The organism is Bradyrhizobium sp. MV1.5 (assembly GCF_055807615.1).
On record NZ_JBVVPL010000016.1, the window covers coordinates 15,902 to 38,402 of the forward strand.

32 protein-coding genes are annotated in these 22,501 nt (G+C 63.7%); 20 read left to right on the forward strand and 12 right to left on the reverse strand.

What is annotated here, in order from left to right; genetic code table 11:
* The first annotated feature begins 208 nt into the window (after nt 1-208).
* The 5 genes from AC0L2J_RS17035 to AC0L2J_RS17055 all read left to right on the forward strand — a co-directional run bounded on the left by AC0L2J_RS17035 (nt 209) and on the right by AC0L2J_RS17055 (nt 5,470).
* Nucleotides 209-991 carry a thiazole synthase gene (locus AC0L2J_RS17035; protein WP_473392507.1) on the forward strand — a complete coding sequence of 261 codons (783 nt, stop codon included), beginning with the start codon at nt 209-211 and terminating at the stop codon, nt 989-991.
* Nucleotides 978-1,586: a thiamine phosphate synthase gene (locus AC0L2J_RS17040; RefSeq protein WP_473392292.1), complete on the forward strand. Its 609-nt coding sequence runs from the start codon at nt 978-980 to the stop codon at nt 1,584-1,586. The genes AC0L2J_RS17035 and AC0L2J_RS17040 overlap by 14 nt, the downstream gene beginning before the upstream one ends.
* Nucleotides 1,587-1,767: 181 nt before the next feature.
* Nucleotides 1,768-3,666, forward strand: a complete 1,899-nt coding sequence (thiC, locus tag AC0L2J_RS17045) for a phosphomethylpyrimidine synthase ThiC (protein ID WP_473392295.1) — start codon at nt 1,768-1,770, stop codon at nt 3,664-3,666.
* Nucleotides 3,667-3,681: 15 nt separating this feature from the next.
* A complete protein-coding gene (locus AC0L2J_RS17050) occupies nt 3,682-4,803 on the forward strand; it encodes an FRG domain-containing protein (RefSeq protein WP_473392297.1) in 1,122 nt (373 codons plus the stop codon).
* Between the two features lie 121 nt (nt 4,804-4,924).
* Nucleotides 4,925-5,470, forward strand: coding sequence for a mismatch-specific DNA-glycosylase (locus tag AC0L2J_RS17055; protein WP_473392298.1), 546 nt, complete (start codon nt 4,925-4,927; stop codon nt 5,468-5,470).
* A gap of 164 nt (nt 5,471-5,634) precedes the next feature.
* On the opposite strand, the gene AC0L2J_RS17060 is transcribed toward AC0L2J_RS17055, so the two are convergent.
* Nucleotides 5,635-6,072 (reverse strand): VOC family protein, encoded by a 438-nt coding sequence (locus tag AC0L2J_RS17060; protein ID WP_473392300.1) that lies wholly within the window; start codon nt 6,070-6,072, stop codon nt 5,635-5,637.
* 268 nt (nt 6,073-6,340) lie between these two features.
* On the opposite strand from AC0L2J_RS17060, the gene AC0L2J_RS17065 reads away from it, so the two are divergent.
* Complete coding sequence (locus AC0L2J_RS17065) at nt 6,341-6,991, forward strand: glutathione S-transferase family protein (protein WP_473392301.1); 651 nt, start codon at nt 6,341-6,343, stop codon at nt 6,989-6,991.
* 71 nt (nt 6,992-7,062) lie between these two features.
* The gene (locus AC0L2J_RS17070) at nt 7,063-7,758 is read left to right on the forward strand and encodes a glutathione S-transferase family protein (RefSeq protein ID WP_473392303.1); all 696 of its coding nucleotides are present in this window, start codon (nt 7,063-7,065) and stop codon (nt 7,756-7,758) included.
* 87 nt (nt 7,759-7,845) lie between these two features.
* Here the strand turns inward: AC0L2J_RS17070 and AC0L2J_RS17075 are convergent, their stop codons facing one another.
* Nucleotides 7,846-8,280: a hypothetical protein gene (locus AC0L2J_RS17075; RefSeq protein WP_007613671.1), complete on the reverse strand. Its 435-nt coding sequence runs from the start codon at nt 8,278-8,280 to the stop codon at nt 7,846-7,848.
* Nucleotides 8,281-8,376: 96 nt separating this feature from the next.
* Complete coding sequence (locus AC0L2J_RS17080; RefSeq protein ID WP_473392305.1) at nt 8,377-8,733, reverse strand: hypothetical protein; 357 nt, start codon at nt 8,731-8,733, stop codon at nt 8,377-8,379.
* Between AC0L2J_RS17080 and AC0L2J_RS17085 the strand changes: the two genes are divergently transcribed.
* From AC0L2J_RS17085 to AC0L2J_RS17100, 4 genes are all read left to right on the forward strand, one after another.
* Nucleotides 8,732-9,118 carry a RidA family protein gene (locus AC0L2J_RS17085; RefSeq protein WP_473392310.1) on the forward strand — a complete coding sequence of 129 codons (387 nt, stop codon included), beginning with the start codon at nt 8,732-8,734 and terminating at the stop codon, nt 9,116-9,118. The genes AC0L2J_RS17080 and AC0L2J_RS17085 overlap by 2 nt on opposite strands.
* Nucleotides 9,119-9,271: 153 nt before the next feature.
* A complete protein-coding gene (locus AC0L2J_RS17090; RefSeq protein WP_007613673.1) occupies nt 9,272-9,532 on the forward strand; it encodes a hypothetical protein in 261 nt (86 codons plus the stop codon).
* Nucleotides 9,533-9,768: 236 nt separating this feature from the next.
* A complete protein-coding gene (locus AC0L2J_RS17095) occupies nt 9,769-10,020 on the forward strand; it encodes a hypothetical protein (RefSeq protein WP_007613674.1) in 252 nt (83 codons plus the stop codon).
* 102 nt (nt 10,021-10,122) lie between these two features.
* Entirely contained in the window at nt 10,123-10,758 is a 636-nt protein-coding gene (locus AC0L2J_RS17100) for a hypothetical protein (protein WP_473392314.1), read from the forward strand.
* A 4-nt stretch (nt 10,759-10,762) separates the two neighbouring features.
* Here the strand turns inward: AC0L2J_RS17100 and AC0L2J_RS17105 are convergent, their stop codons facing one another.
* On the reverse strand, nt 10,763-11,248 hold the full coding sequence (locus tag AC0L2J_RS17105) for a J domain-containing protein (RefSeq protein WP_473392318.1): 486 nt from the start codon (nt 11,246-11,248) through the stop codon (nt 10,763-10,765).
* A gap of 111 nt (nt 11,249-11,359) precedes the next feature.
* On the opposite strand from AC0L2J_RS17105, the gene AC0L2J_RS17110 reads away from it, so the two are divergent.
* Both AC0L2J_RS17110 and AC0L2J_RS17115 read left to right on the forward strand, forming a co-directional pair.
* Nucleotides 11,360-12,127: an SDR family NAD(P)-dependent oxidoreductase gene (locus tag AC0L2J_RS17110; RefSeq protein WP_063995177.1), complete on the forward strand. Its 768-nt coding sequence runs from the start codon at nt 11,360-11,362 to the stop codon at nt 12,125-12,127.
* A 221-nt stretch (nt 12,128-12,348) separates the two neighbouring features.
* Nucleotides 12,349-12,597, forward strand: a complete 249-nt coding sequence (locus tag AC0L2J_RS17115) for a helix-turn-helix domain-containing protein (protein WP_018454141.1) — start codon at nt 12,349-12,351, stop codon at nt 12,595-12,597.
* A gap of 9 nt (nt 12,598-12,606) precedes the next feature.
* On the opposite strand, the gene AC0L2J_RS17120 is transcribed toward AC0L2J_RS17115, so the two are convergent.
* The gene (locus tag AC0L2J_RS17120) at nt 12,607-12,888 is read right to left on the reverse strand and encodes a hypothetical protein (RefSeq protein WP_063995176.1); all 282 of its coding nucleotides are present in this window, start codon (nt 12,886-12,888) and stop codon (nt 12,607-12,609) included.
* A 157-nt stretch (nt 12,889-13,045) separates the two neighbouring features.
* Here AC0L2J_RS17120 and AC0L2J_RS17125 point away from each other — a divergent pair, with 157 nt between their 5' ends.
* Nucleotides 13,046-13,561 (forward strand): collagen-like protein, encoded by a 516-nt coding sequence (locus AC0L2J_RS17125; RefSeq protein ID WP_473392325.1) that lies wholly within the window; start codon nt 13,046-13,048, stop codon nt 13,559-13,561.
* 9 nt (nt 13,562-13,570) lie between these two features.
* On the opposite strand, the gene AC0L2J_RS17130 is transcribed toward AC0L2J_RS17125, so the two are convergent.
* The gene (locus tag AC0L2J_RS17130) at nt 13,571-13,786 is read right to left on the reverse strand and encodes a hypothetical protein (RefSeq protein ID WP_007613682.1); all 216 of its coding nucleotides are present in this window, start codon (nt 13,784-13,786) and stop codon (nt 13,571-13,573) included.
* A gap of 96 nt (nt 13,787-13,882) precedes the next feature.
* Complete coding sequence (locus AC0L2J_RS17135) at nt 13,883-14,149, reverse strand: DUF2277 domain-containing protein (protein WP_063995174.1); 267 nt, start codon at nt 14,147-14,149, stop codon at nt 13,883-13,885.
* A 125-nt stretch (nt 14,150-14,274) separates the two neighbouring features.
* On the opposite strand from AC0L2J_RS17135, the gene AC0L2J_RS17140 reads away from it, so the two are divergent.
* The 4 genes from AC0L2J_RS17140 (at nt 14,275) to AC0L2J_RS17155 (ending at nt 16,963) form a co-directional block, all read left to right on the forward strand.
* Entirely contained in the window at nt 14,275-15,366 is a 1,092-nt protein-coding gene (locus AC0L2J_RS17140; RefSeq protein ID WP_473250385.1) for an alpha/beta fold hydrolase, read from the forward strand.
* Nucleotides 15,367-15,510: 144 nt separating this feature from the next.
* Entirely contained in the window at nt 15,511-15,855 is a 345-nt protein-coding gene (locus tag AC0L2J_RS17145; protein WP_063995172.1) for a hypothetical protein, read from the forward strand.
* A gap of 41 nt (nt 15,856-15,896) precedes the next feature.
* The gene (locus AC0L2J_RS17150) at nt 15,897-16,310 is read left to right on the forward strand and encodes a DoxX family protein (protein ID WP_473392329.1); all 414 of its coding nucleotides are present in this window, start codon (nt 15,897-15,899) and stop codon (nt 16,308-16,310) included.
* A 50-nt stretch (nt 16,311-16,360) separates the two neighbouring features.
* The gene (locus AC0L2J_RS17155) at nt 16,361-16,963 is read left to right on the forward strand and encodes an MSMEG_1061 family FMN-dependent PPOX-type flavoprotein (protein WP_473250383.1); all 603 of its coding nucleotides are present in this window, start codon (nt 16,361-16,363) and stop codon (nt 16,961-16,963) included.
* Between the two features lie 118 nt (nt 16,964-17,081).
* Here AC0L2J_RS17155 and bfr read toward each other — a convergent pair whose 3' ends face one another.
* From bfr to AC0L2J_RS17170, 3 genes are all read right to left on the reverse strand, one after another.
* A complete protein-coding gene (bfr, locus tag AC0L2J_RS17160; RefSeq protein ID WP_007600720.1) occupies nt 17,082-17,570 on the reverse strand; it encodes a bacterioferritin in 489 nt (162 codons plus the stop codon).
* 132 nt (nt 17,571-17,702) lie between these two features.
* Nucleotides 17,703-17,975, reverse strand: coding sequence for a (2Fe-2S)-binding protein (locus tag AC0L2J_RS17165; protein ID WP_007613692.1), 273 nt, complete (start codon nt 17,973-17,975; stop codon nt 17,703-17,705).
* Nucleotides 17,976-18,136: 161 nt separating this feature from the next.
* Nucleotides 18,137-18,436 (reverse strand): hypothetical protein, encoded by a 300-nt coding sequence (locus tag AC0L2J_RS17170; protein ID WP_473392333.1) that lies wholly within the window; start codon nt 18,434-18,436, stop codon nt 18,137-18,139.
* Between the two features lie 134 nt (nt 18,437-18,570).
* On the opposite strand from AC0L2J_RS17170, the gene AC0L2J_RS17175 reads away from it, so the two are divergent.
* Nucleotides 18,571-18,909 (forward strand): hypothetical protein, encoded by a 339-nt coding sequence (locus tag AC0L2J_RS17175; protein ID WP_473250380.1) that lies wholly within the window; start codon nt 18,571-18,573, stop codon nt 18,907-18,909.
* Nucleotides 18,910-19,121: 212 nt separating this feature from the next.
* On the forward strand, nt 19,122-19,406 hold the full coding sequence (locus AC0L2J_RS17180) for a hypothetical protein (RefSeq protein WP_007613695.1): 285 nt from the start codon (nt 19,122-19,124) through the stop codon (nt 19,404-19,406).
* An 88-nt stretch (nt 19,407-19,494) separates the two neighbouring features.
* Here AC0L2J_RS17180 and AC0L2J_RS17185 read toward each other — a convergent pair whose 3' ends face one another.
* Both AC0L2J_RS17185 and ettA read right to left on the reverse strand, forming a co-directional pair.
* Nucleotides 19,495-20,721 carry a lytic murein transglycosylase gene (locus AC0L2J_RS17185; protein WP_473392334.1) on the reverse strand — a complete coding sequence of 409 codons (1,227 nt, stop codon included), beginning with the start codon at nt 20,719-20,721 and terminating at the stop codon, nt 19,495-19,497.
* A 7-nt stretch (nt 20,722-20,728) separates the two neighbouring features.
* Complete coding sequence (gene ettA, locus AC0L2J_RS17190) at nt 20,729-22,378, reverse strand: energy-dependent translational throttle protein EttA (protein WP_007613699.1); 1,650 nt, start codon at nt 22,376-22,378, stop codon at nt 20,729-20,731.
* Nucleotides 22,379-22,501 lie beyond the last annotated feature (123 nt).

The window sequence follows — 22,501 nt, forward strand, 5'->3', positions numbered from 1 at the left end:
CATCAGTGTCTCCGCGATTTGCGGTCTGCTCCCTCGCCCCGCTCTTCGCGGGGAGAGGTCGAAATTCGCGCGAGCGCGAATTTCGGGTGAGGGGGACTCTCCGCGAGTCCGACTCCCACCTCCATTGCGGCTACAACCCCTCACCCCAACCCTCTCCCCGCGAAGAGCGGGGCGAGGGAGCAGACCGCAAATCGCGGAGACACTGATGATGGTCAATTTCTACGGCAAGACCTTCCCCTCCCGCCTCCTCATCGGCAGCGCGCTCTATCCCTCGCCTGCGATCATGCAGGCGGCGATCCGCGCCTCGGGCTCGAACATCGTCACGGTGTCGCTGCGGCGCGAATCCGCCGGCGGCAAGACCGGCGATGCGTTCTGGAATCTGATCCGCGAGCTCGACGTCACCGTGCTGCCGAACACCGCCGGCTGCCGCAGCGTGCGCGAGGCGGTGACGACGGCCAAGCTCGCACGCGAATTGTTCGGAACGAGCTGGATCAAGCTCGAAGTCATCGCCGACAACGACACGCTGCAGCCCGACGTGGTCGGCCTGGTCGAAGCCGCGACCATCCTGATCAAGGACGGCTTCGAGGTGTTCCCCTATTGCACCGAGGATCTCTCGGTCGCAAACCGGCTGGTCGATGCCGGCTGCAAGGTGGTGATGCCGTGGGCCGCGCCGATCGGCAGCGCGAAAGGCATCACTAACCGCGATGCGCTCAAGCTGATGCGCGAGCGGCTGCCCGATATCACGCTGGTGGTCGATGCCGGCATCGGTGCGCCGTCGCACGCCGCCGAAGCGCTGGAGCTCGGCTACGATGCCGTGCTGCTCAACACGGCCATCGCAAAAGCCGCCGATCCCGTCGCGATGGCCAACGCCTTCCGCCTCGGCATCGAGGCCGGCCGCACCGCTTATGAGGCCGGGCTGATGAACGCCCGCGATTTCGCCTCGCCTTCCACCCCTGTCGTTGGGACACCTTTTTGGCATGCCCTATCCTGATCGCTTCTATCCCGTCGTCGACAGCCTCGCCTGGGTCGAGCGGCTGACAAAACTCGGCGTCGGCACCATCCAGCTGCGCGCAAAAGACCTCGACGATTCGCAATCGCTGCAGATGGTCACCGATGCGCTGGCGATCACCGCGGGCACGCAAGCCAAGCTCGTCGTCAACGACTATTGGCGCGCGGCGATCGTCGCCGGCGCAAAATATCTGCATCTCGGCCAGGAGGACCTGGCGGACGCCGACCTCGCTGCCATCCGCGAGGCCGGCCTGTCGCTCGGCGTCTCCACCCATGACGATGCCGAACTGGACACCGCGCTGGCCGCCGAGCCCGACTATGTCGCGCTGGGGCCGATCTTCTTCACCACGCTGAAGTCGATGCGCTTCGAGCCGCAGGGCATTCCAAAAATCACGGAGTGGAAGAAGCGCATCGGCCCCATCCCGCTGGTCGCGATCGGCGGCATCAAGTTCGAGCACGCCGCGGAGATTTTTGCGGCAGGCGCGGATTCCATCGCCGTCGTCAGCGACGTCACCCAGAACGCCGACCCGGATGCGCGGGTGCGGCAATGGCTCGGCCTCTCCGCGGAGGCGGCGTGATGCGCCTCGCCCTCACCCACACACCTCTGTCATCGCCCGGCTTGACCGGGCGATCCAGTACGCCGCGGCCTCTCGGCTCTGGCCGCACTGCCTCGGAGTACTGGATCCCCGCTTTCGCGGGGATGACAGCCGATTTGTCTCTCGCGCAGCGACGCCAACGAACTGAATCAAGGAGGATCCCATGAACATCCGCTCCAACCCCGACAAGACCGTCCCCGCCGTCACCACCGGCCCGCTGCCCTCGTCGCGAAAGATCTTCGCCTCGCCCGATGCCGCGCCCGATCTGCGCGTGCCCCTGCGCGAGATCATCCTGTCCGAAGGCGCCGGCGAGCCGAACCTGCCGGTGTACGACACCTCCGGTCCCTACACCGACCCCAGCGTGACCATCGACGTCAACGCCGGTCTCGCGCGCGGCCGCAAGGCCTGGGTGCTGGAGCGCGGCGGCGTCGAGGAATATCAGGGCCGGCAGATCAAGCCGGAGGACAATGGCAGCGTTTCCACCGACAAGGCCGCGCGCGCTTTCTCGGCGTATCACCAGCCGCTGCGCGGCCTCGACGGCCACAAGATCACCCAGCTCGAATTCGCCCGTGCCGGCATCATCACCAAGGAGATGATCTACGTCGCCGCCCGCGAAAATCTCGGCCGCAAAGAGCAGCTTGAACGCGCGGAAGCAGCGCTTGCCGACGGCGAAAGCTTTGGCGCGGAAGTCCCCGCCTTCATCACCCCGGAGTTCGTGCGCTCAGAGATCGCACGCGGCCGCGCCATCATCCCCTGCAACATCAACCATTCAGAGCTCGAGCCGATGATCATCGGCCGCAACTTCCTCACCAAGATCAACGCCAATATCGGCAACTCGGCGGTGACCTCATCGGTCGAGGAAGAGGTCGAGAAGATGGTGTGGGCGATCCGCTGGGGCGCCGACACCGTGATGGACCTCTCGACGGGGCGCAACATTCACACCACCCGCGAATGGATTTTGCGCAACGCACCGGTGCCGATCGGCACGGTTCCGATTTATCAGGCGCTGGAGAAGTGCGACGGCGATCCGGTCAAGCTGACCTGGGAGCTCTACAAGGACACGCTGATCGAGCAGTGCGAACAGGGCGTCGACTATTTCACCATCCACGCCGGCGTGCGCCTGCAATACATCCACCTCACCGCCAGCCGCGTCACCGGCATCGTGTCGCGCGGCGGCTCGATCATGGCGAAGTGGTGCCTGGCGCATCACAAGGAAAGCTTCCTCTACACCCATTTCGACGAGATCTGCGACCTCATGCGCAAGTATGACGTCTCGTTCTCGCTCGGCGACGGCCTGCGTCCGGGCTCGATTGCCGACGCCAACGACCGCGCGCAGTTCGCGGAGCTGGAGACGCTCGGCGAACTCACGAAGGTCGCATGGGACAAGGGCTGCCAGGTCATGATCGAAGGCCCCGGCCACGTGCCGATGCACAAGATCAAGATCAACATGGACAAGCAGCTCAAGGAATGCGGCGAGGCGCCGTTCTACACCCTCGGGCCCCTGACCACCGACATCGCGCCGGGCTACGACCACATCACCTCCGGCATCGGTGCGGCCATGATCGGCTGGTTCGGCTGCGCCATGCTCTGCTACGTCACGCCGAAGGAGCATCTCGGGCTACCCGACCGCAACGACGTCAAGGTCGGCGTCATCACCTACAAGATTGCCGCGCACGCGTCCGATCTTGCCAAGGGCCACCCGGCCGCTCAGCTGCGCGACGATGCGCTCTCCCGCGCCCGATTCGACTTCCGCTGGAGCGACCAGTTCAACCTCGGCCTCGACCCCGACACCGCCAAGAACTTCCACGACGAGACCCTGCCGAAGGAAGCCCACAAGGTCGCGCATTTCTGCTCGATGTGCGGCCCGAAGTTCTGCTCGATGAAGATCACGCAGGACGTGCGGGACTATGCGGCGACGCTGAACGATCCGAACGGCGTGGGCATGTCCATGAGCGGGACCGCCGAGGACGGCATGGCGAAGATGAGCGCGAAGTTCAAGGAGATGGGCGAGAGCTTGTATCTGGATGCGGAGAAGGTGAGGGAGAGCAATCGGGTGTTGTGAGCTTGGGCGCCACAAATGCGACCCCTCAAGCTCTACTGGGTCGAAACTCCTTCTCCCGAGGAGAACTGCTTTATTGCTGCGCGTTCAAAACGCGCAGCAGAAAAATACGAAGAAGACGGAACTGGATTTGAGCCTCATGATTGCGACGCGACTCTAATAAGAGAACTCGATGATGAATGGGCTCGCCGGTATTGCAAATTAAAGTCAGGCAGCGAAAAGATTGGTCCTTTCTACGTTCAGTCCGAGGACGTTCAAGAACTTGGTATTGTTTGGCGAGTTATCGAAGGCGACGACATATTTGTCTATGAGGAACAGCAATTTCGCCAACAAGGCGCAATGAATTACTTTGCTTCTCTTGGAGAGAGACCAGAAATCGTTGTCATTCGTTCTGTCACTGACTTGCTCACAGCTCTGGAGAGGATTTCCAAACAGAAGGAATGGATCTTTAGGGGGCACAGCTCCGCCTTTTGGAAACTGACAGCCAGCGCCCATCGACTTTCTGCCGAATTTTCCACGTCGGGGCAGCTCGTTGAAAACGAGCGCTGGCTCTTAGAGGAATTTAAGCGCAGGGCTCGAATGTTCTTGCCTACGCCGCCAACGTCCGACTGGGAATGGCTCGTGTTCGCGCAACACTTTGGTCTACCTACTCGGTTGTTGGACTGGTCAGAAAATCCGTTGGTAGCGCTATTTTTTGCGGTTAGAGACAAAAATGAGACCGCCACAGACGGCATTATCTATGCGTACCATCACGGAGCCAAGGCAGTTGACCTTGCATCAACCACCGACCCATTTACGTTGGACCAGATCGAACTCATCAGACCGCCACATCTTGATCAAAGGGTTCTCGTTCAACAATCCATATTCACCGCTGAGCCGCCACTATACGACAAGGGAGGCCGTGACGAATCCGACCTGAGATATTGGTACGTGTCGGTTCGACACAAGGCCGGCATCCGCAACGAGCTTGCAAAGCTTGGCATTGCAGAGAGTTCCTTGTTCCCCGGCCTGGAATCACTTGCTTTGCAAATTCGCGATGAATTTCAAGCAATGAAAGATCGAGAAGCCGCGACGGATAAAGAAGCAACGAAGCCTATCGAAGCTGCCTCACTGATTCCGAATGAATCTACCGGAACCTAGAGCGTCAAGGGGCCCCGATAACCGAAGCCAGATTGGCAAATGGCAAAATTTCTCTAGCAAGCGTAGCCCGGATGAGCGCAGCGACATCCGGGTCTTTGCATTCCCGCATATCGCTCCGCTCATGCGGGCTACAGCCCCGGATATTGACGTGCCCCACCTCACTATCCACCGCCTCCCCGACCAGCTCCGCCCCAACCTCCGCCTCGTCTTCGTCGGCACCGCAGCCAGCACGCGCTCGGCCGAGCTCGGGCACTACTATGCCCATCCCGGCAACCGCTTCTGGCGCGCGATCCATGAGGCCGGGATCACGCCGCGGCGCTATCAGCCGGGCGAGTTCGCCGCGCTGATCGAACTCGGGATCGGCTTCACCGATCTGTCCAAGTCGGGCGCCGGGATGGATCACCAGATCGCGGCCGAGACGATCGACGTGCCCGGCTTCAGGGCCAAGATCGAGCGGTATCGCCCGAGGACGATTGCGTTCACGAGCAAGAAGGCGGCGAGCTTGTTTTACGGCAAGCCGTCGGCCGCGATTGTGTTGGGGCGGCAGCCGCGCGATGAGAGTTTACCCGAAATGTTCGTGCTGCCCTCGCCGTCCGGCGCGGCGTCCGGGCATTGGACGCTGCAGCCGTGGCGCGAGCTTGCGGTGTGGATCGCGGCAACGGAATAGTCGAGAGTGTCCCCGCTTTGGCCTGCTCGCGTGTCCCGGGCAAGCGAAGCGCAGACCCGGGACCCAGAAGCTCCGGCACGGATGCGGCATGGGCCCCGGCTCTGCAGCGCACCACGCCGCGAAGAGCGGCGCGATGCGCTGCGTCCGGGGCACGGGCACCTGCCTCACCCAGCATACGCCTTGTCCAAATCCGCAATCACGATCTTTCTCATCTGCATCATCGCCTGCATGACGCGGTTCGCCTTGCTGCGGTCGGGGTCGCCGAGGTAGCGGCCGAGCGCTGATGGGATCACCTGCCAGGACAGCCCGAACTTGTCCTTGAGCCAGCCGCAGCGGGATTCCTCGCCGCCGTCGGCGGTGAGCCTGTCCCAGAAATAATCGACTTCCGCCTGCGTCTCCACGCTGATGAAGAACGACACCGCTTCGTTGAACTTGTATTGCGGGCCGCCATTGAGCGCGTTGAAGCGCTGGCCTTCGAGCTCGAACACCGCCATGAAGTCGCTGACGGTCTCAACCTTGGCATTGGGAAACACCGATTGGTAGAAGGCGACGGCCTCCGGCACGTTGTTGTCGAACCAGAGAAACGGCGTGATGGAGGTCATGAACGGAAATCCTTTTGCCTCGGGCTGGATGCGCGGCAGGGTGCCCGGTGTTCCAAGGACGAGGCAGGGCGCAACGATCCGACAGTGGCGGCAGGATTTTCTTGTAGCCCGGATGAGCGACAGCGACATCCGGGGCCGGCAACTGCCCCGCATATCGCTATCGCTCATGCGGGCTACGGGGTCCACGAAAACGCATTAACATGTCGGAATCCACTCATTCCATTCGTCCTCCGAACGCAAAACGCGATCAACCCCGGAGCCCCTCCCGATGCCCCCCACCATTACCGCCTTCGAAAGCTCGCCCGACCGCGGCAAGGGGCAAGCCCGCGACATGCGGGTGCGCTGGGCGCTGGAAGAGATCGGCCAGCCTTACGACGTTCGCCTCGTCTCGTTCGCAGCGATGAAAGAACCCGCCCATCTCGCGCTGCATCCGTTCGGGCAGATTCCGACCTATGAGGACGGCGACCTCGCCTTGTTCGAATCCGGCGCGATCGTGCTCCATATCGCCGAGCGCCATGCCGGACTGCTGCCGCTTGAGCCAAACGCCAGGAGCCGCGCGATCGCGTGGATGTTTGCCGCGCTGAGCACGCTGGAGCCGCCGATCGTCGAACTCGGGATGGCCATGCTGTTCGAGCGCGACAAGGGCTGGTACGCGGAGCGACTGCCGCTGCTGCAGGATCGCGTCCGTGTCAGGCTCGGTGAATTGTCCCGCCACCTCGGCGATGCCGACTGGCTCGACGGTGCGTTCAGCGCCGGCGATCTCATGATGGTGACAGTGCTGCGCCGGTTGAATGCATCAGGTCTGCTGGATGAATATCCCGATATCGCCGCCTATGTCGCCCGCGGTGAAGCGCGGCCGGCATTCAGGCGGGCATTCGACGCGCAATTGGCCGTCTTTGCGGCGGCATCGCATTCGTAGGGGCACTCTCCCATTGCGTTGCCCGGGGCACACCTGCATGCTGCCCTCCACCGCGGAGGAGCGTCCGTCCCATGCTGACCCTCTACTCCTATCCAGAGCTGTTCGGCGTGGCCGACAACAACGGCTACGGCCTCAAGGTCTATGCCTTTCTGAAGCTCGCTTGCGTACCGTTCGCGCATGAGCATGTGTTCGATGCCTCCGCCGCGCCGCGCGGGCAGCTGCCGTATGTCGTGGATGACGGCGAGACGATCGGCGACAGCGAGACCATCATCGCGCACGCGACCGCGAAATACCGCCTCACCATCGATGCCGCGCTAACCGCGGAGCAGAGGCGGATCAACCACTTCGTCACGCGCATGCTAGACGACCTCTATTGGGTGATGTCGTATTCGCGCTGGAAGGACGAGCGCTATTATCCGGCATTCCGCGACGCCTTCATCGCGCAGCACAATCAGATCGACGCGACAGGATTCGAGAAGGCGAAAGCGTATAATGCGCAGCGCTATCATTTCCAGGGCATCGGCCGCTACACGCCCGAGCAGGCCTATGCGCGGGGGCTGGCCGATCTGCAGGTGCTGGCGGAGATCGTGCCGGCGGCCGGCTTCGTTCACGGCGCGACGCCTGCCAGCATCGATGCCGGGATCTACGGTTTTGTCGCCAACATCTATTACTTCCCGATCCCGACGCCGCTGAAGGCGTTCGTCGATGCGCACGCGAATCTCGTCGCGCATTGCGAGCGGATTCACGCAGCGGTGACGGGAACGTAGCCCGGATGAGCGACAGCGACATCCGGGGCTGAGGGTTGACCCGCATGTCGCTCTCGCTCATGCGGGCTACGAATTGAGCTGATCGCCCTACCGCATCGTGATCGCAAGCCCGCTGAGATCCGCATTCGCCATCAGGCCGACTTGCGTGCCGGACAGCTCGAGCACGGCGCCCTTCTGGTTGCTCAGCACGATGGCGCGCGCGCCGCGGCCCACCGCGATGCCCGCACCGGCGGCGCCGTAGACGCCGGCGATGTCGGAGGGCCGGTTGATGTTGGACACGCGGCCGCGCAGCACGGTCTTGGAGCCGCCGAAGACGAGGCCGTAGTCGAGACCGCCTGTCGAGAGCGAATAGGCGCGGCCGCGGAAGTTCAGCACGCCCGAGCCGCCGGAGCCGCCGATGATCCAGCCCGCCTTGTAGATCGTCAGCACCACGGTGCCGCCATCGGCCAGCGCCGAGGTCGAGAGGCCGGCGAGCGCGGCAATGCCGACCAGCGCGGCGCGAAGAGTGGATGCGAACTTCATGAGGGTCTCCGGGGGCTATTCTTCAAGGAGGGAAACGAATCAGACGCAGCGAATGTATCCGATGCATCGCGGCGGCAACATGATGGGGGGCGGCTCTCAGGGCCAAGGTGCAGCAGCGCATTCAACTGTCATCGCCCGGTTTAACCGGGCGATCCAGTATTCCAGAGGGGCGATGGTGAACCGAGAAGCCGCGGCGTACTGGATGCCCCGGTCGAGCCGGGGCATGACGGCGGAGTTTGGCGCGACAAGACGCTCACCCGCCATCATGCCATTCTGCCCCTGTTTTGCCCGACGGAGCAAGCGATTATTTTGCTTTTCCCGAATCCAAAAAGAAAGCTCAATGATTTCCGCCGGATGGCTACTGTGCATGGGGTTGTTTTCGCGTTTTTTGTTGGAGGCGCCCCGAGCTGCCGCTACGCTTGCGCTTCCAGCCGTCCATCCGAGGTGATCCATGTCGATCCAGCATTTCGCGCCCCCGCCGCACGTCAAGGCGCCGCCGCTGTCCTTTGCCACGCGCGCCGGCGATCTCCTGTTCGTCTCCGGCATTCCCGGCTTCGACGCGAGCGGCGCCCTGCCCGACGGCTTCGAGGCGCAGTTCGCCAACGTCGTCGTCAACATCAAGCGCGTGCTGGCGGAGGCCGGCGCCGAGATCCGCGATCTCGTCAAGGTCAACGTGCTGCTGACCCGCGCCTCCGACGTGGCCGCCATGAACGCGCTCTATGCCGGCGCCTTCGGCCCGCCGCCCTACCCCGCCCGCACCACCTGCGTGGTCCACGCGCTGCCCGATCCGAAGATGCTGATCGAGATCGAGGCGGTGGCGTCGCTGGCCAAGGGATAGACGAGTGATCGTCAGGCGACAGTCAAGGGATAAGGCTCATCCGAACAGCCGACCAACGGCTGACATGTCCGTGAACGGTCGCCGCCCCGCTTGCCAGCCGCACCATTTTGCCGCACCAGTTTCCGTCTCACGTTCCCCATCAGGAGATATTTCATGCGTCGCGTTCTCGCCCTCTGTGCCGTTGCCGGCATCGCCACCTCCGTGTTCGCCGTGCCGGCCTCCGCGGCGGTCGGCTATTACGTGATCCGCTGGGACAACACCGGCATCTGCCAGGTCTGGAACGAAGACCTCAAGTACAAGCCGTTCCAGTGGGGCGTGTCGACCTACAAGGTCGTCAGCAAACCGCTCCCGACCTTCACGGCCGCCTCGGAGCTGCAGATCAAGCTGCGCGCAGAGCGCCGCTGCACGCTCTAGGCGTGAGGCAACTGACCGGATTTCGAGGGGCGGATCGCGCAAGCGGTCTGCCCTTTTTCTTTGGACGCACCGCCGGTTCTCCGGCCGAAATCAACCGTTTTCCGCGGACGCGCTTTGAACCTGGCCGGCTGGCGGACCTACTCACATCTTGTCCGGGGCGCACCCCAAGCGTCCCGCGCCGCCCTCCCCATCATTGTCGGGAGGCGCATCACAACTTTCATTTCGAGGAGCTGATCATGCGTCGTATTTCCGTGCTGTGCGCTGCTGTGGGCCTTGCCGTCACCGCCTTCGTCGCCGCAAGCCCTGCCGAGGCCAGCTATCACCTGATCCGCTGGCAGGACACCGGCTTCTGCCAGATCTGGGACGAGGGCATCCCGACCACGCCGTGGCCCTCCGGCTATTCCCGCGTCAGCGCGACCGTGCCGACCCTTGGCGACGCGATCATGCTGAAGGATCACGCGTTGAAGAACGGCCACTGCACCTGGTAGGAATTTCGATCGGCGGACGACAAGGTCCGGGCAAGGATGCGATATTAGCATCCTTGCCTGCTTGTTCTTGCCTGCTTGTTTTTTCACCTTTGGAGCCAATCGATGCGCGCACCGGCGACAACAACCATTCTCGCCGCATCGCTCCTGCTCACCGCAACGGCGTACGCGCAGGCCCCGCAATCCTTTCGCGTGATCTCGCCGGTCTTCGGCCAGCTGGTCAGCTTCGCGATGCCTTCGAATTTTTCCGTGGTGTTCGAGAACACCAAGGGCGGCCACTACATCCGCGAGGCCGTGCTGAAGGGTGAGACGCCCGAACGCTGGACCGAGATGATCACCGTGACCGGCGAGAAGGGCATGACGCTCGCTCCAGGGTCATCGCCGGAAAAGTTCGCGGGCTCGATCGCAGGCGGTTTCAAATCCGCCTGTCCCGACAGCTTCGCGGCAAGGCCGCTCGGCGCCACCACGTTCGGCCGCTTCGAAGGTTTCGTCGCCGTGATCGGCTGCGGCCGCATCGACAGCGGCCCGACCCGGCACAGCGAGACCGCGCTCCTGGTCACGCTCCAGGGCACGAGCGACTACTACACCGTCCAGTGGGCCGACCGCGGCCCCGAAACCGACGAGCCGCCGGTGAACGACGACCGCTGGCAGGCGCGTTTGCGCGCGCTCAGCCCGATCGAGCTCTGCCCGATCGTGTCGGGCGAAGCCGCGCCCTATCCGAGCTGCGTGAACAAGAGCTGAGGTCTCACGCGTCCTTGTACGCGCGAGGATGGATCAGGACATCACGCGCGGCGGCGAGGTCGATGAACGCTTGCGCGCTGCCGCCCCGGTCGGGGTGCATGCCCTTGGCGGCGCGGCGATAGGCCTGGTTGATGTCCTCGCAGGTGAGCTGCACCGCGAGCGGCAGGCCGAGCACCTTGCGGGCGCGATCCTCGCTGGACATTTTTTTCGGCGCAGCATTGCGGCGGCCGAAGCGCGGCGCGGTCAGATCGTGAACGACATCGAGCACCACGCCGAGACGGCGCCGGGCCGCCAGCGTGACACTGTGATCGTCGTTGTCCACGGCCTGGCGCAGCACCGGAAGCGCCTGCTCGGCGGCCTGACGCAGCATGGTGTCGGTGCTCATCCGCGCGATCTCGGTCACGAGGCGGCCCGCCTCGGCCCAATCGGCGCCTTGCGCCGACCGCAGGCGTTCGAGTGCGAGTTTCCAGGATTCAAGCCGTTCCATCATGCGCGCAACGTTTAGCAATCAAGACCAGTATGCCAAGGCCGCCGTTTCCGACCCCTTAATTTCGAGTTAGCCTTTCATGAAACTTCGAAAATAAATCGGGAGGAAATTGTCATGGCATTGCTCGCAAATCATATCGCCGTCATCACGGGCGCCGGTTCGGGCATCGGCCGGGCCATCGCGGCCGGCTACGCCCGCGAGGGCGCGCAGGTGGTGCTGCTCGACGTCAACGCCGACACGGCCGCGGAAGCAGCCGAGGGGATCCGCAAGTCCGGCGGCAAGGCCGAGAGCTTTGCGCTCGACGTGACCAAACGCGACGACTGCTTTGCGCTCGCCAAAGAGGTCGCCGACAAGGTCGGGCAGGTCTCGATCCTCGTCAACAATGCCGGCATCACCCGCCGCAACGCCTTCACCGCGGAGCCGGAGACAGTGGCGAAGGACTGGAACGACATCATCTCGCTCAACCTCAACGGCGTCTTCAACATGACGCAGGCGTTCCTCAACCCGTTGCGCGCAGCCAAGGGCCGCATCGTCAATATCGGCTCGATCCAGTCCTTCGTGCATCTGCGCACGCCGAGCTCGGCGGCCTACACCACTTCGAAACACGGCGTGCTCGGCTTCACCAAGGCGCTCGCGGTCGAGCTTGGCAAGGAGGGCGTGCGCGTCAATGCGATCGGGCCGGGCTTCATCGAGACCAACATCAACGCCAATGTGCGCGCGACCAATCCGGCGCTGGTGCAGGCTTTCGTCGATCACACCCCGCTGGCGCGCACCGGCAAGCCCGAGGACATCGTGGGTCCCGCGATCTTCCTTGCGTCGGACATGTCGGCCTACGTCACGGGAACGATCGTGATGGTGGACGGCGGATACCGGACGGTGTGAGCGGGATGATGCCTTCTTAGTAACGCGGAGTATGCTCGCAGGAATATGCATTCCGTGCCAATCGCGGCGATGCGGCGGCATTCCCAAGGTCAATTGGTGCGATCGCCTTCGGTTAACCTTTCGTTAACCAAACCCGCCCACCGTAGATCTACGGCTTGGGGGTCGTTTGTTCTCGATCCGCTTCCAAAGACGGAAGCGGGCGTTGATCGGGGAGTGTGTCGATGACCACTGTTCATGTCGCTGCGTCCGAGCCGGGCGCGTATGTCCTTTCACCGAACCAGATCGTTCCGCTGCTGATCGGCGCGACCGTCGACGAGGTCGAGCGTGAGCTCGTGCTGCAGACGCTCGCCCGCTGCGACGGCAATCGCACGCGCGCCTCGCGCGTGCTCGGCCTCTCGGTGCGCACGCTGCGCAACAAGATCAGGCTCTACGCCGCCTCCGGCATCGAGGTCCCCGCCTATCACGACTAGCGCGCGACGTCAGTCTGTCTGCGACGCCTTGCGTGACGATGCACTGCGCGACCAGCGGCGCAGCTCGTGCCGCAAATGTGCGCCGGCGAAGAGCGCAAGGGAGATGATCGCAACCGCCGCTGCGATCATCTCGATCGTGCGGAGCAGGAAGGCCGTCATGACCGCCCAGGTCGGCTGCGGCTCCTCGGCGAATGCGACTGGGACGATGTCAGGCACCAGCAGGTGAGCGAGGCCGAGCGCCGCCACAAGAATGACAGCGAACAGGCAAAAGACGTTCCACGCTGCGCGCATCGGTCGCCCCTCGCTGGGATTGTGGCCGCGCACAATCAATGACACGGCGCTCCGTGCCGTCGATTGATGTTGATCAAGCCCTACGCCATGCCCGGACCGAATTGCCGCTGTCGTCAAACGCCGCTAATTAGCTTGCTCCGGTCAAGGGAGCAGTGGCGTGGCAGACGAACAAAAACGGCAGGGACCTCAGGGACCGCGCGGACGGCAGGGCGAACCGGGGCGGCCGGGACCGCAGGGTCATCCAGGCAAGCGGGGCCCCGACGGGGCGCGCGGCAAGCCGGGTCCGCAGGGCAAGCCGGGTCCGATCGGAAAGGCCGGACCGCTGGGCAAGCCCGGCCCGCAAGGCAAGCAGGGCGAAGCCGGCCCGCGCGGGGCGGCCGGTGCACAGGGACCTGCGGGACCCCAAGGGCCGGCGGGGCCGCAAGGCCCGCGCGGCGAGCCCGGGCCGCCCGGCCCATTGCCGTCGATCGAGCAGGTGCTGCCGTGGCTCGATCAGCTGTTCGACGCCTGGGACGAGCGCCGCCGCCAGCGCGAGCGTGAAGCCGCCGAGCGCGAGGCGCTGGAGGCAGCCGTGCAGGAGACCGACGAAATGCCCCTCGATGACGAGGACGACGGCAGCGAAGGCGACGCTCACAGGAAAAAGAAGAAAAAGAAGAAGCACGGCAAGCAATGACAGACGAATCTATTTCGTCCCATTCTCGCGTCGCGGCAGCATGCCCATGCGCTCGAACTGCCAGCGCATGGCGCGGTACCAGAGATAGCCGACTGCTGCGCCGCACAAGGCCAGGATCACGACGCTCGCGCTCGAGAACGAGCCGCTCCACCACGTCATCCACGCTGTCCACAGCAGCGTGAAAACGATGGCACCTGCTTTCAGCGGAAGAAGGGGGCGGCTCATGGTCGTGCTCCGGGGTGTCAAAAGCCCGGCGAACATCATCGCGCGTTGCGACCGCTTTCACCGTGAGCCAGGTCACGGAACGGACCTTCGAGCCGCCTAACCGAACCGCAGCCGCGAACGTTCCTTGGCCTTTTCCGCCTCGACCTCGCGGTCGCGTGCCGGGGCGTGGGTGTGCAGCGACGTCAGGAGTTTTCGCGCAGCCTCCGAGACCTCCGCCACCGCACGATCGAAGGCCTCCTCGTTGGCCTGCGAAGGCTTGTTGAAGCCGGACAGTTTGCGAACGAACTGGAGCGCGCTGGCGTGGATCTCATCCTCGGTCGCCTCCGGCTCGAAGTTGAACAGCGTCTTGATGTTGCGGCACATGCAGTCTCTCCTGACCTTTCCCTCAAGGACGACCGGCGAAAACGAAATCCTACATCCTTCCGGACAGTTCTGCTAAGTTTCGCCGCAACGCGGCCGCCGACCAGAGCCGCACGGGGGAAATAGACATGAAAGCTTCTTGCGCGGCGCTGTCAGCCATCCTGTTCACCGTCTCGTTGGCGGCCATCTCGACATCCGGATGGGCGGCCGATTATCCGGCGCCGAAGCAGGGCGATTGGATCGCCAGGGATTTCAAGTTCCACACCGGCGAGACCATGCCGGAGCTGAAGCTGCACTACACCACCGTGGGTGAGCCGAGCGGCCAGCCGGTCCTGGTGCTGCACGGCACCGGCGGCTCGGGCGCGAGCATGCTGTCATCAGCCTTTGCCGGCGAGCTGTTCGGCGCGGGGCAGCCACTCGATGCCTCCAAATATTACATCATCATCCCCGACAATATCGGTCATGGCAAATCGTCAAAACCGTCCGACGGGATGAAGACGAGCTTCCCGAAATACGATTACGAGGACATGGTCGAAGCCCAGTATCGCCTGGTGACGGAAGGGCTCGGGGTCAAGCACCTGCGGCTCATCATCGGCAATTCGATGGGCGGCATGCACACCTGGCTGTGGGGCGAGAAATACCCGATGGCGATGGACGCGCTGATCCCGATGGCCTCGCAGCCGACCGAAATGGCGTCGCGCAACTGGATGCTGCGGCGGATCATGCTTGACACCATCCGCAGCGACCCCGACTACAACGGCGGCAATTACACCGGCCAGCCGCGCATGATGAAATACGCCATCACCGCCTACGGCATCGCGAGCATCGGTGGAACGCTGGCCTATCAATCGCAGGCGCCGACGGCGGCCAAGGCCGACAAGATCGTCGACGAGCGGCTGGCCATGCCGATCGCGGCAGATGCCAACGACTTCGTCTACCAGTGGGAGTCCTCGCATGACTACAACGCCGGCGAGAAGCTGGAGGCCATCGAGGCGTCGCTGCTGCTGATCAATTCCGCCGACGACGAACGCAACCCGCCTGAGACCGGCATCACGGACGCTGCGATGACGCGGGTCAAGAACGGCAAGCTGTATCTCATCCCGGCAAGCACGGAGACGCGCGGCCACGGCACCACCGGGAACGCCAAATTCTACAGCGAGCAGGTCCGGCAGTTTCTGCAAGCCGCGCCGCAGCAAACGATCGAATCTGCGCGCCGCTGATTTTGCATCGCATCAAGGGCCATCTACCCGCATATTATTTGAGCATGCATTAGGCTGACGGCTCGGGCTTAATCGCATCGATATACGAATCGACGCGCGGGACAATCGCGCACCAATGGCACGACGCGCGATGAGGAGGATCGCATGCACAGGCTCGTACTGTGCGTTTGGCTGGCCGCGCTGACAAGCGCCGCGTTCGCGTTCGACAACGGGCAATATGATCACGTCCCGCCCGACATCCGCGCCTGGTTCAAGAGCGTGATCGCACCGAACGGCGTACCCTGCTGCGACGTCTCCGACGGCCATCGTACTGAGTACGACGTGCGCAGCGGCGCCTATTGGGTGCCGATCGAGGGACAATGGATGGAGGTGCCCGAGCGCGCCATCATCCGCGACCGCGGCAATCCGGTCGGCGAGGCCGTGGTGTGGTACGTCCATCACCGCGGCGCCATCATCATCAGTTGCTTCGTGCCGGCCGATGCGGTGTAGCGCGCGGTAGCGCCTCGGCGCCGCGCGTGCTAGTTCGGCCGATGGCTCCTGCGAACGACAGAACGCGCGCTGTGATGCGCTTTGTGCTGGCAGCGTTTTACATCGCGGCCGGCATCGCGCATCTCCTGGCCCCCGACAAGCTGCTTGCGATCACGCCGGCCTGGGTTCCGTTTGCAACACAGCTGATCCTCATCACGGGCGTATGCGAGATCGCGGGCGCAATTGCGCTGGTGACGAAGCCGCTGCGCTGGTGGGCGGGCGTTGCGCTCGCGCTCTATGCGTTTTGCGTGTGGCCGGCAAACATCAAGCATGCCCTGCAGGGCATCGACCTTCCACCCGTCCCCAACAGCTGGCTCTACCACGGACCGCGGCTGGCGCTGCAGCCAATCCTGATCTGGTGGGCTCTGTATTGCGCTGGCGTGATCGACTGGCCGTGGCGGCGACAAGGGGCATAGCGATCGGGCCGAGAGGTGATATTCTCAGGCATTCCACCAGGGAGACCTTCGTGACTGATCTTTGCGCCGAAGACCTCGCCACCATCTATGCCCCGCCGAGCCCGCGCGTGATCGCGAAAGCGCGCCCCGCGATCGATGCGCACGCGAAGAAATTCATCGAGATGTCGCCGTTCTGCGTGCTCGCGACGTCGGGAGCGGACGGCAGCGTCGATGCCTCACCACGCGGCGGCGGCACTGGCTTCGTCCACGTCGCCGGCCCCAACCAGCTGCTGATGCCTGATCGCTCCGGCAACAACCGGATCGACAGTTTCCGGAACGTCGTCGAGGGCTCGGGCTTCGTGCATCTGCTGTTCTTCGTCCCCGGCATCGACGAGACACTGCGCGTCGGCGGCCGGGGCACGCTGTCCGCCGATCCGGACCTGCTCGCCTCGATGGTGGAGTTTGGCAAGTCGCCCCGCGCGGTACTGAACATCGCCGTCAGCGAAGTCTATTTCCACTGCGGCAAGGCCCTGATGCGCTCGAAGCTGTGGTCATCCGAGAAGGTGCCGCGCTCGGTGATGCCGAGCATCGTCGAGGTGGTCCACGAGCAGACCGGCCTTGGTGAGCCGCAGAGTCAGGACGTGGTGGAAGCGCTCTACAAGACGCAGCTATAGCCGGGCTTTCCGACCGCGCACGGCCGTCATGCCGTGGGCTTGTCCCGGGCATCCGGGTAGCACGTGGATGGCCGGGACAAGCCCGGCCATGACGAATGGAGAGTGCGGAGTTAGGGGCCTAATGTCCCTCGCCCTCGAGCCCGCCGACGTGCTTCTGGGTGTAGAGCTCGAGGCCGATGCGGCCGATCAGGTCGAGCTGGGTCTCGAGGAAGTCGATGTGGTGCTCCTCGTCGCTCATCAGCTTCTCGAACAGGTCGCGCGTGACGTAGTCCTTGACGCTATGACAGTAGGTCGCCGCTTCCTGGTAGAGCGCCCGCGCGCTCATCTCGGCGGCGAGATCGCACTCGATGATCTCCTTGACGTTCTGGCCGATACGCAAGGGATCGAGCACCTGCATGTTCGGGAAGCCGTCGAAGAACAGGATCCGCTCGGTGAGCTTGTCGGCGTGCTCCATCTCCTCGATGGACTCCTTGCGCCAGACCTTGGACATGTCCCGCAGGCCCCAATTGTCGAGGAAGCGGTAGTGCAGCCAGTACTGGTTGATCGCAGTCAGCTCGTGACGCAGTGCCTTGTTGAGATAGTCGATAACTTTTGCGTCGCCCTGCATGGTTCACTCCAGCTCTTGCAGTCCAAATCGGCCGTAAACCGAATTTAGAACGCTTCTAAATGAGTTTAAAGACTGGGACAACCGGCTACGGGGACGCAGCCGGGGAAAAGCTCAGCCAGGTTGCGGAAGATTTCAGCAGGCCGCGAGGGCAAACTCGGCCGGCTGGGCCGTCTCGTCATTGGCGGCCACACTGTGATTGTGCGGACAGCCGGAGCAGCAGGACGTGGCACAGGGGCCGAGCGCTTCGTCGATAATGGTCTTGATCGTCCGGGCGCAGCGGCCGCATTCGGCGCTACAGCCGAGACACCCATAGACCTGCTTGGCATGGCGCACGGCGTCGTCGGACTCGGCGACGGCGGCGCGGATGTCGTCATCGCTCAGCACGTTACAGGAACAAACGATCATGGAAGCGGCAGGCCCTTTGGTGATGCGCCATCATCGATATTTAAGGGGCCGGCCGGATGCAAAAGGAAAAAGCGGAATTTGAAGCTATTCCAAACTGGCCCCGTAAACAGCCTAGAACGGCTCTAAAATAGCGCTTTGCGCTGGATCAAGATGCGGTGGATCTAGTCGCCGCCGCCTCCTCCACCATCGCCGCCGCCCCCGCAATCTCCGCCACTACTGCCGCTATCGCTGCTGGAGCAGTTGCCGCCGTCGGCCGCGCTGCCGGAACTATCGCTGGAAAACCAGCTCCCCAACGAGAAGCCGTCGCTTGAGCCGGTGGCGGTCTCGCCACCGCTATTGCCGCCGGCCCCGGCGCGGGAGCGCCGCTGGCCGCGGTTCTGGAGATGGGTGATCCAGCCGTAGCCGATCGCGGAGACGATCCCGGCAGCGATCAATGCATTTATCATCGCGTTGCCCACCATCACCCTCCCTTGGCTGAGCTGCGGTCCATGTTAATTGGTCGCCCCTGGCAAAGGTGCCGTTCATTGATCATTCAAACGAAATATGGAACTTTACCCTCAAGAGTTCCCGCGTGTTTTGTTCGAAAGGTCTGCCAATGAAGAAGTCGCTCCTGGCAATCGCTGCCGTCGCCGCTGTGGCCCTTAGCGCCGCTACACCAGCCCAGGCGCAACGCGGCGTCGCCGCAGGCGTGGCGGCGGGGATCATCGGCGGCGCCATTGTCGGTGGGGCGCTGGCCTCTCCGTACTATTACGGGCCCGGCCCCGGCTACGCATATGGTCCCGGATATGGCCCCGGCTACTATCCGCCGCGCTACTATGCGCCGGGCCCGGGCTATGTCGCGGACGACTATTACGGCAACGGCTGCGTCTGGCAGAAGCAGCGCTTCTGGGACGGTTATGCCTGGCGCGTCCGCCGCGCCAGAGTCTGCGGCTGAAGTCGCTGCAAGCCGGTTCATTCCAGATGCGCCGTTCATCCAGGGGCCTGAAAAAGACCGCTTTTTCTCGTCACAGCTCCGTGTGCGTTTACCGCGGATTGACCATTTGCGCGCTTCCTAGCTGCAAGGCCAATTCCATCAGAGTCTGCGTGAACCTTTGAACCCCGGACGCTCCTAACAAGGAGCATCCATCTCTCAGGAGAGCCAAGCGTATGAAGAAGACTTTAGTTGCCGCCCTCACGGTTGCGACGATCGCCGGTTCGCTGGTGACCGCCACGCCGTCCGCCCAGGCCCATGACGGCGTCGGCGTCGGCATCGCAGCCGGCCTGATCGGCGGCGCGATCGTCGGCGGTGCCATCGCATCGAGCCGTCCCGCCTATGGCGGACCGGTTTACGTGGCCGAGCCCGGCCCGCCGCCCCCGCCCTGCTATTGGCAGCGCCAGCGCTACTGGGACGGCTACGGCTGGACCGTTCGCCCGGTTCGCGTTTGCTACTGATCTGATCGCACGGCGCTCATGAGCGCCGCGATCGAAGCCCGGCCGAGCACCTCGGCCGGGCTTTTTCTTTTAGCTGGCCCTGCAGCAGCTATCGAGTCGCCTGGATCGAGCGCAGCACCTCTTCGCTCGGCCAGCAATCGACCTTGAGCCCTGCCGATTTCTGGTAGGCGCCGAGCGCAGCGCGCGTCTGCATGCCGGCCTTGCCGTCGATCTTGTCCTTGTAGAGCCCGACGCGCGTCAGCCCGCGCTGCATCGCCTCGACGTCCTTGGTCCGCAATTGCTTTGAGGCAGACCACGGCGTCGCGAACGGTTGCGGGCTCGTCATGCGGTCGGCGAGATGGCCGACGAACAGCACGTAGAGATCGGAGAAATTGTATTCCTTGATCACGAAGTAGTTCTTCGTGGTCAGGAAGGACGGGCCGTAGATGCCTTCCGGTTGCAGCAGCGAAGCCGGCTGTGCCTGCTCGGCGGCAGTGAGATTTTGTCCGCGCACCGGCACAAAGCCTTCGCGCAGCCACTGGCCGATCGGCTTCGTCACCTCGGGCACGCCGGCGGTGCAATCGACCTTGGCCGGTGCCTGCACCTCGTAAGCCCAGCGTACGCCGCTCTGCCAACCCTTGTTGACGAGCTGCTGGGCGGCGGATGCCAGCGCATCCGGCACCGAGCGCCAGATGTCGATGCGGCCGTCACGATCGAAATCGACGCCGTGCTTGTAATATTCGGACGGCAGGAATTGCGTGAGCCCGGTCGCGCCGGCCCAGGACGAGCGCATGTCCTTGCGTGTCACCACGCCGTCGCCGAGAATTTTTAGCGAGAGGATGAACTCGTTGCGATAGGTGTCCTTGCGGCGGCCGACATAGGCCTGCGTCGCCAGCACGCGGACGAGATCGTAAGGCAACGTATAGCGGCCGTAGTCGGTCTCACGGCCCCAGATCGCCAGCATGACGGTGGCGGGCACGCCGGAGTTTTTCTCGATCTCCGTCAGCGCGGGACGATATTTTTGCAGCAGCCGTTGCCCCTCGCCCGCAAGCCGCGCGATCGAGGCCTCCCTGACATAGTCGGCCGGCACCTGCACGAACTCGGCCTGCGACGGCGCACCGGTCGCTGGCCGTCCCGGCAGGATCAGATCGGGCAGCTTGTAATCAGGCTCGAGCCCACGCGTCTCTCGCTCGAACGTCGCGCGCGACACGCCGGCGGCCTCCGCCTCCGGCCAGAGCGAGGCGATGAACTGCGTGAAGGCGGCGTCAGCGGCCCGGGCGGGCGACAGGCCGCAGGTGATCATGATCACCGCAGCTATGAGCACCCGCCGCATCATGCCGAGATCACCGCGTCAGCTTCTTGTACTTCACGCGGTGCGGGATGATGCTGTCCTGGCCGAGCCGGCGCATCTTGTCCTTCTCGTAGTCCTGGAAGTTGCCCTCGAACCATTCGACATGGCTGTCGCCTTCGAAGGCCAGGATGTGGGTCGCGATGCGGTCGAGGAACCAGCGATCATGGCTGATGATGACGGCGCAGCCTGCGAAATCCTCCAGCGCCTCTTCGAGCGCGCGTAGCGTGTCGACGTCGAGATCGTTGGTCGGCTCGTCGAGCAGCAGAACGTTGGCGCCGGATTTCAGCATTTTCGCAAGGTGCACGCGGTTGCGTTCGCCGCCGGAGAGCGCGCCGACTTTCTTCTGCTGGTCGGCGCCCTTGAAGTTGAACGACGAACAATAACCGCGTGAATTGACTTCCCTCTTGCCGAGCAGGATCAGCTCGTTGCCGCCGGAGATCTCCTCCCACACGTTCTTGCTGCCATCGAGCGCGTCGCGCGACTGGTCGACGTAACCGAGGTGAACGCTCTCGCCGACCGTGATGGTGCCCTTGTCCGGCTCTTCCTGCTTGGTGATCATCCTGAACAGCGTGGTCTTGCCGGCGCCGTTGGCGCCGATCACGCCGACGATACCGCCGGGCGGCAGCTTGAAAGTGAGATCCTCGATCAGCATGCGATCGCCGAAGCCTTTGCTGAGGCCTTCGAAATCGACCACGTTCTGACCTAGGCGCTCGGCCACTGGAATCGTGATCTGCGCGGTCTGTGTCTGCTTTTCGCTCGCCTGTTTCAACAGTTCGTCATAGCGCTGATAGCGCGCCTTGGATTTGGCCTGGCGGGCTTTCGGCGAGGACGCGATCCATTCCTGCTCGCGGGCCAGCGTCTTTTGATGCGCAGCGTCCTCGCGGCCCTCCTGCTCCAGCCGCTTCTGCTTCTGCTGCAGCCAGGACGAGTAATTGCCCTCGTAGGGGATGCCCTTGCCGCGATCGAGCTCAAGGATCCAGCTCGTGACGTTGTCGAGGAAGTAGCGGTCATGGGTGACGATCAGGATCGCGCCGGGATAGTTGCGCAGATGCCCTTCCAGCCACGACACCGACTCCGCATCGAGATGGTTGGTCGGCTCGTCCAGCAGCAGGAGCTCGGGCTGGTCGAGCAGCAGCTTGCACAGCGCGACGCGGCGGCGCTCACCGCCGGAGAGTTTCGACACGTCGGCATCGTCGGGCGGACAGCGTAGCGCGTCCATGGCCTGGTCGACCTTGCTGTCGAGATCCCAGAGGCCCTGGGCCTCGATCTCGTCCTGCAGCTTGGTCATCTCGTCGGCGGTCTCCTCGGAGTAGTTCATCGCCAGCTCGTTGTAGCGATCGAGGATGGCCTTCTGCTTGGCGACGCCCAGCATGACGTTCTCGCGCACGCTGAGTGCCGGATCGAGATGCGGCTCCTGCTCGAGATAGCCGACGCGGGCGCCCTGGGCGACCCAGGCCTCGCCGTTGTACTCCTTGTCGAGGCCAGCCATGATCTTGAGCAGCGTCGACTTGCCCGAGCCGTTGACACCGAGCACGCCGATCTTGGCGTCCGGATAGAACGACAGATGGATGTTATCGAGCACCTTCCGGGTCGGGTAGCTCTTGGTCAGGCCTTGCATGAAATAGATGAACTGGCGCGCCATCGGTCCCGAAAACCTTCGATTTGAGGAAATTTGCTTGCCGCCGATGTAGCGATCCCGCCCCCAAAGGGCAATGTTTTCCCTCCGTTCACCACGGATGAATACGGGACGGACACCATCCCGCCG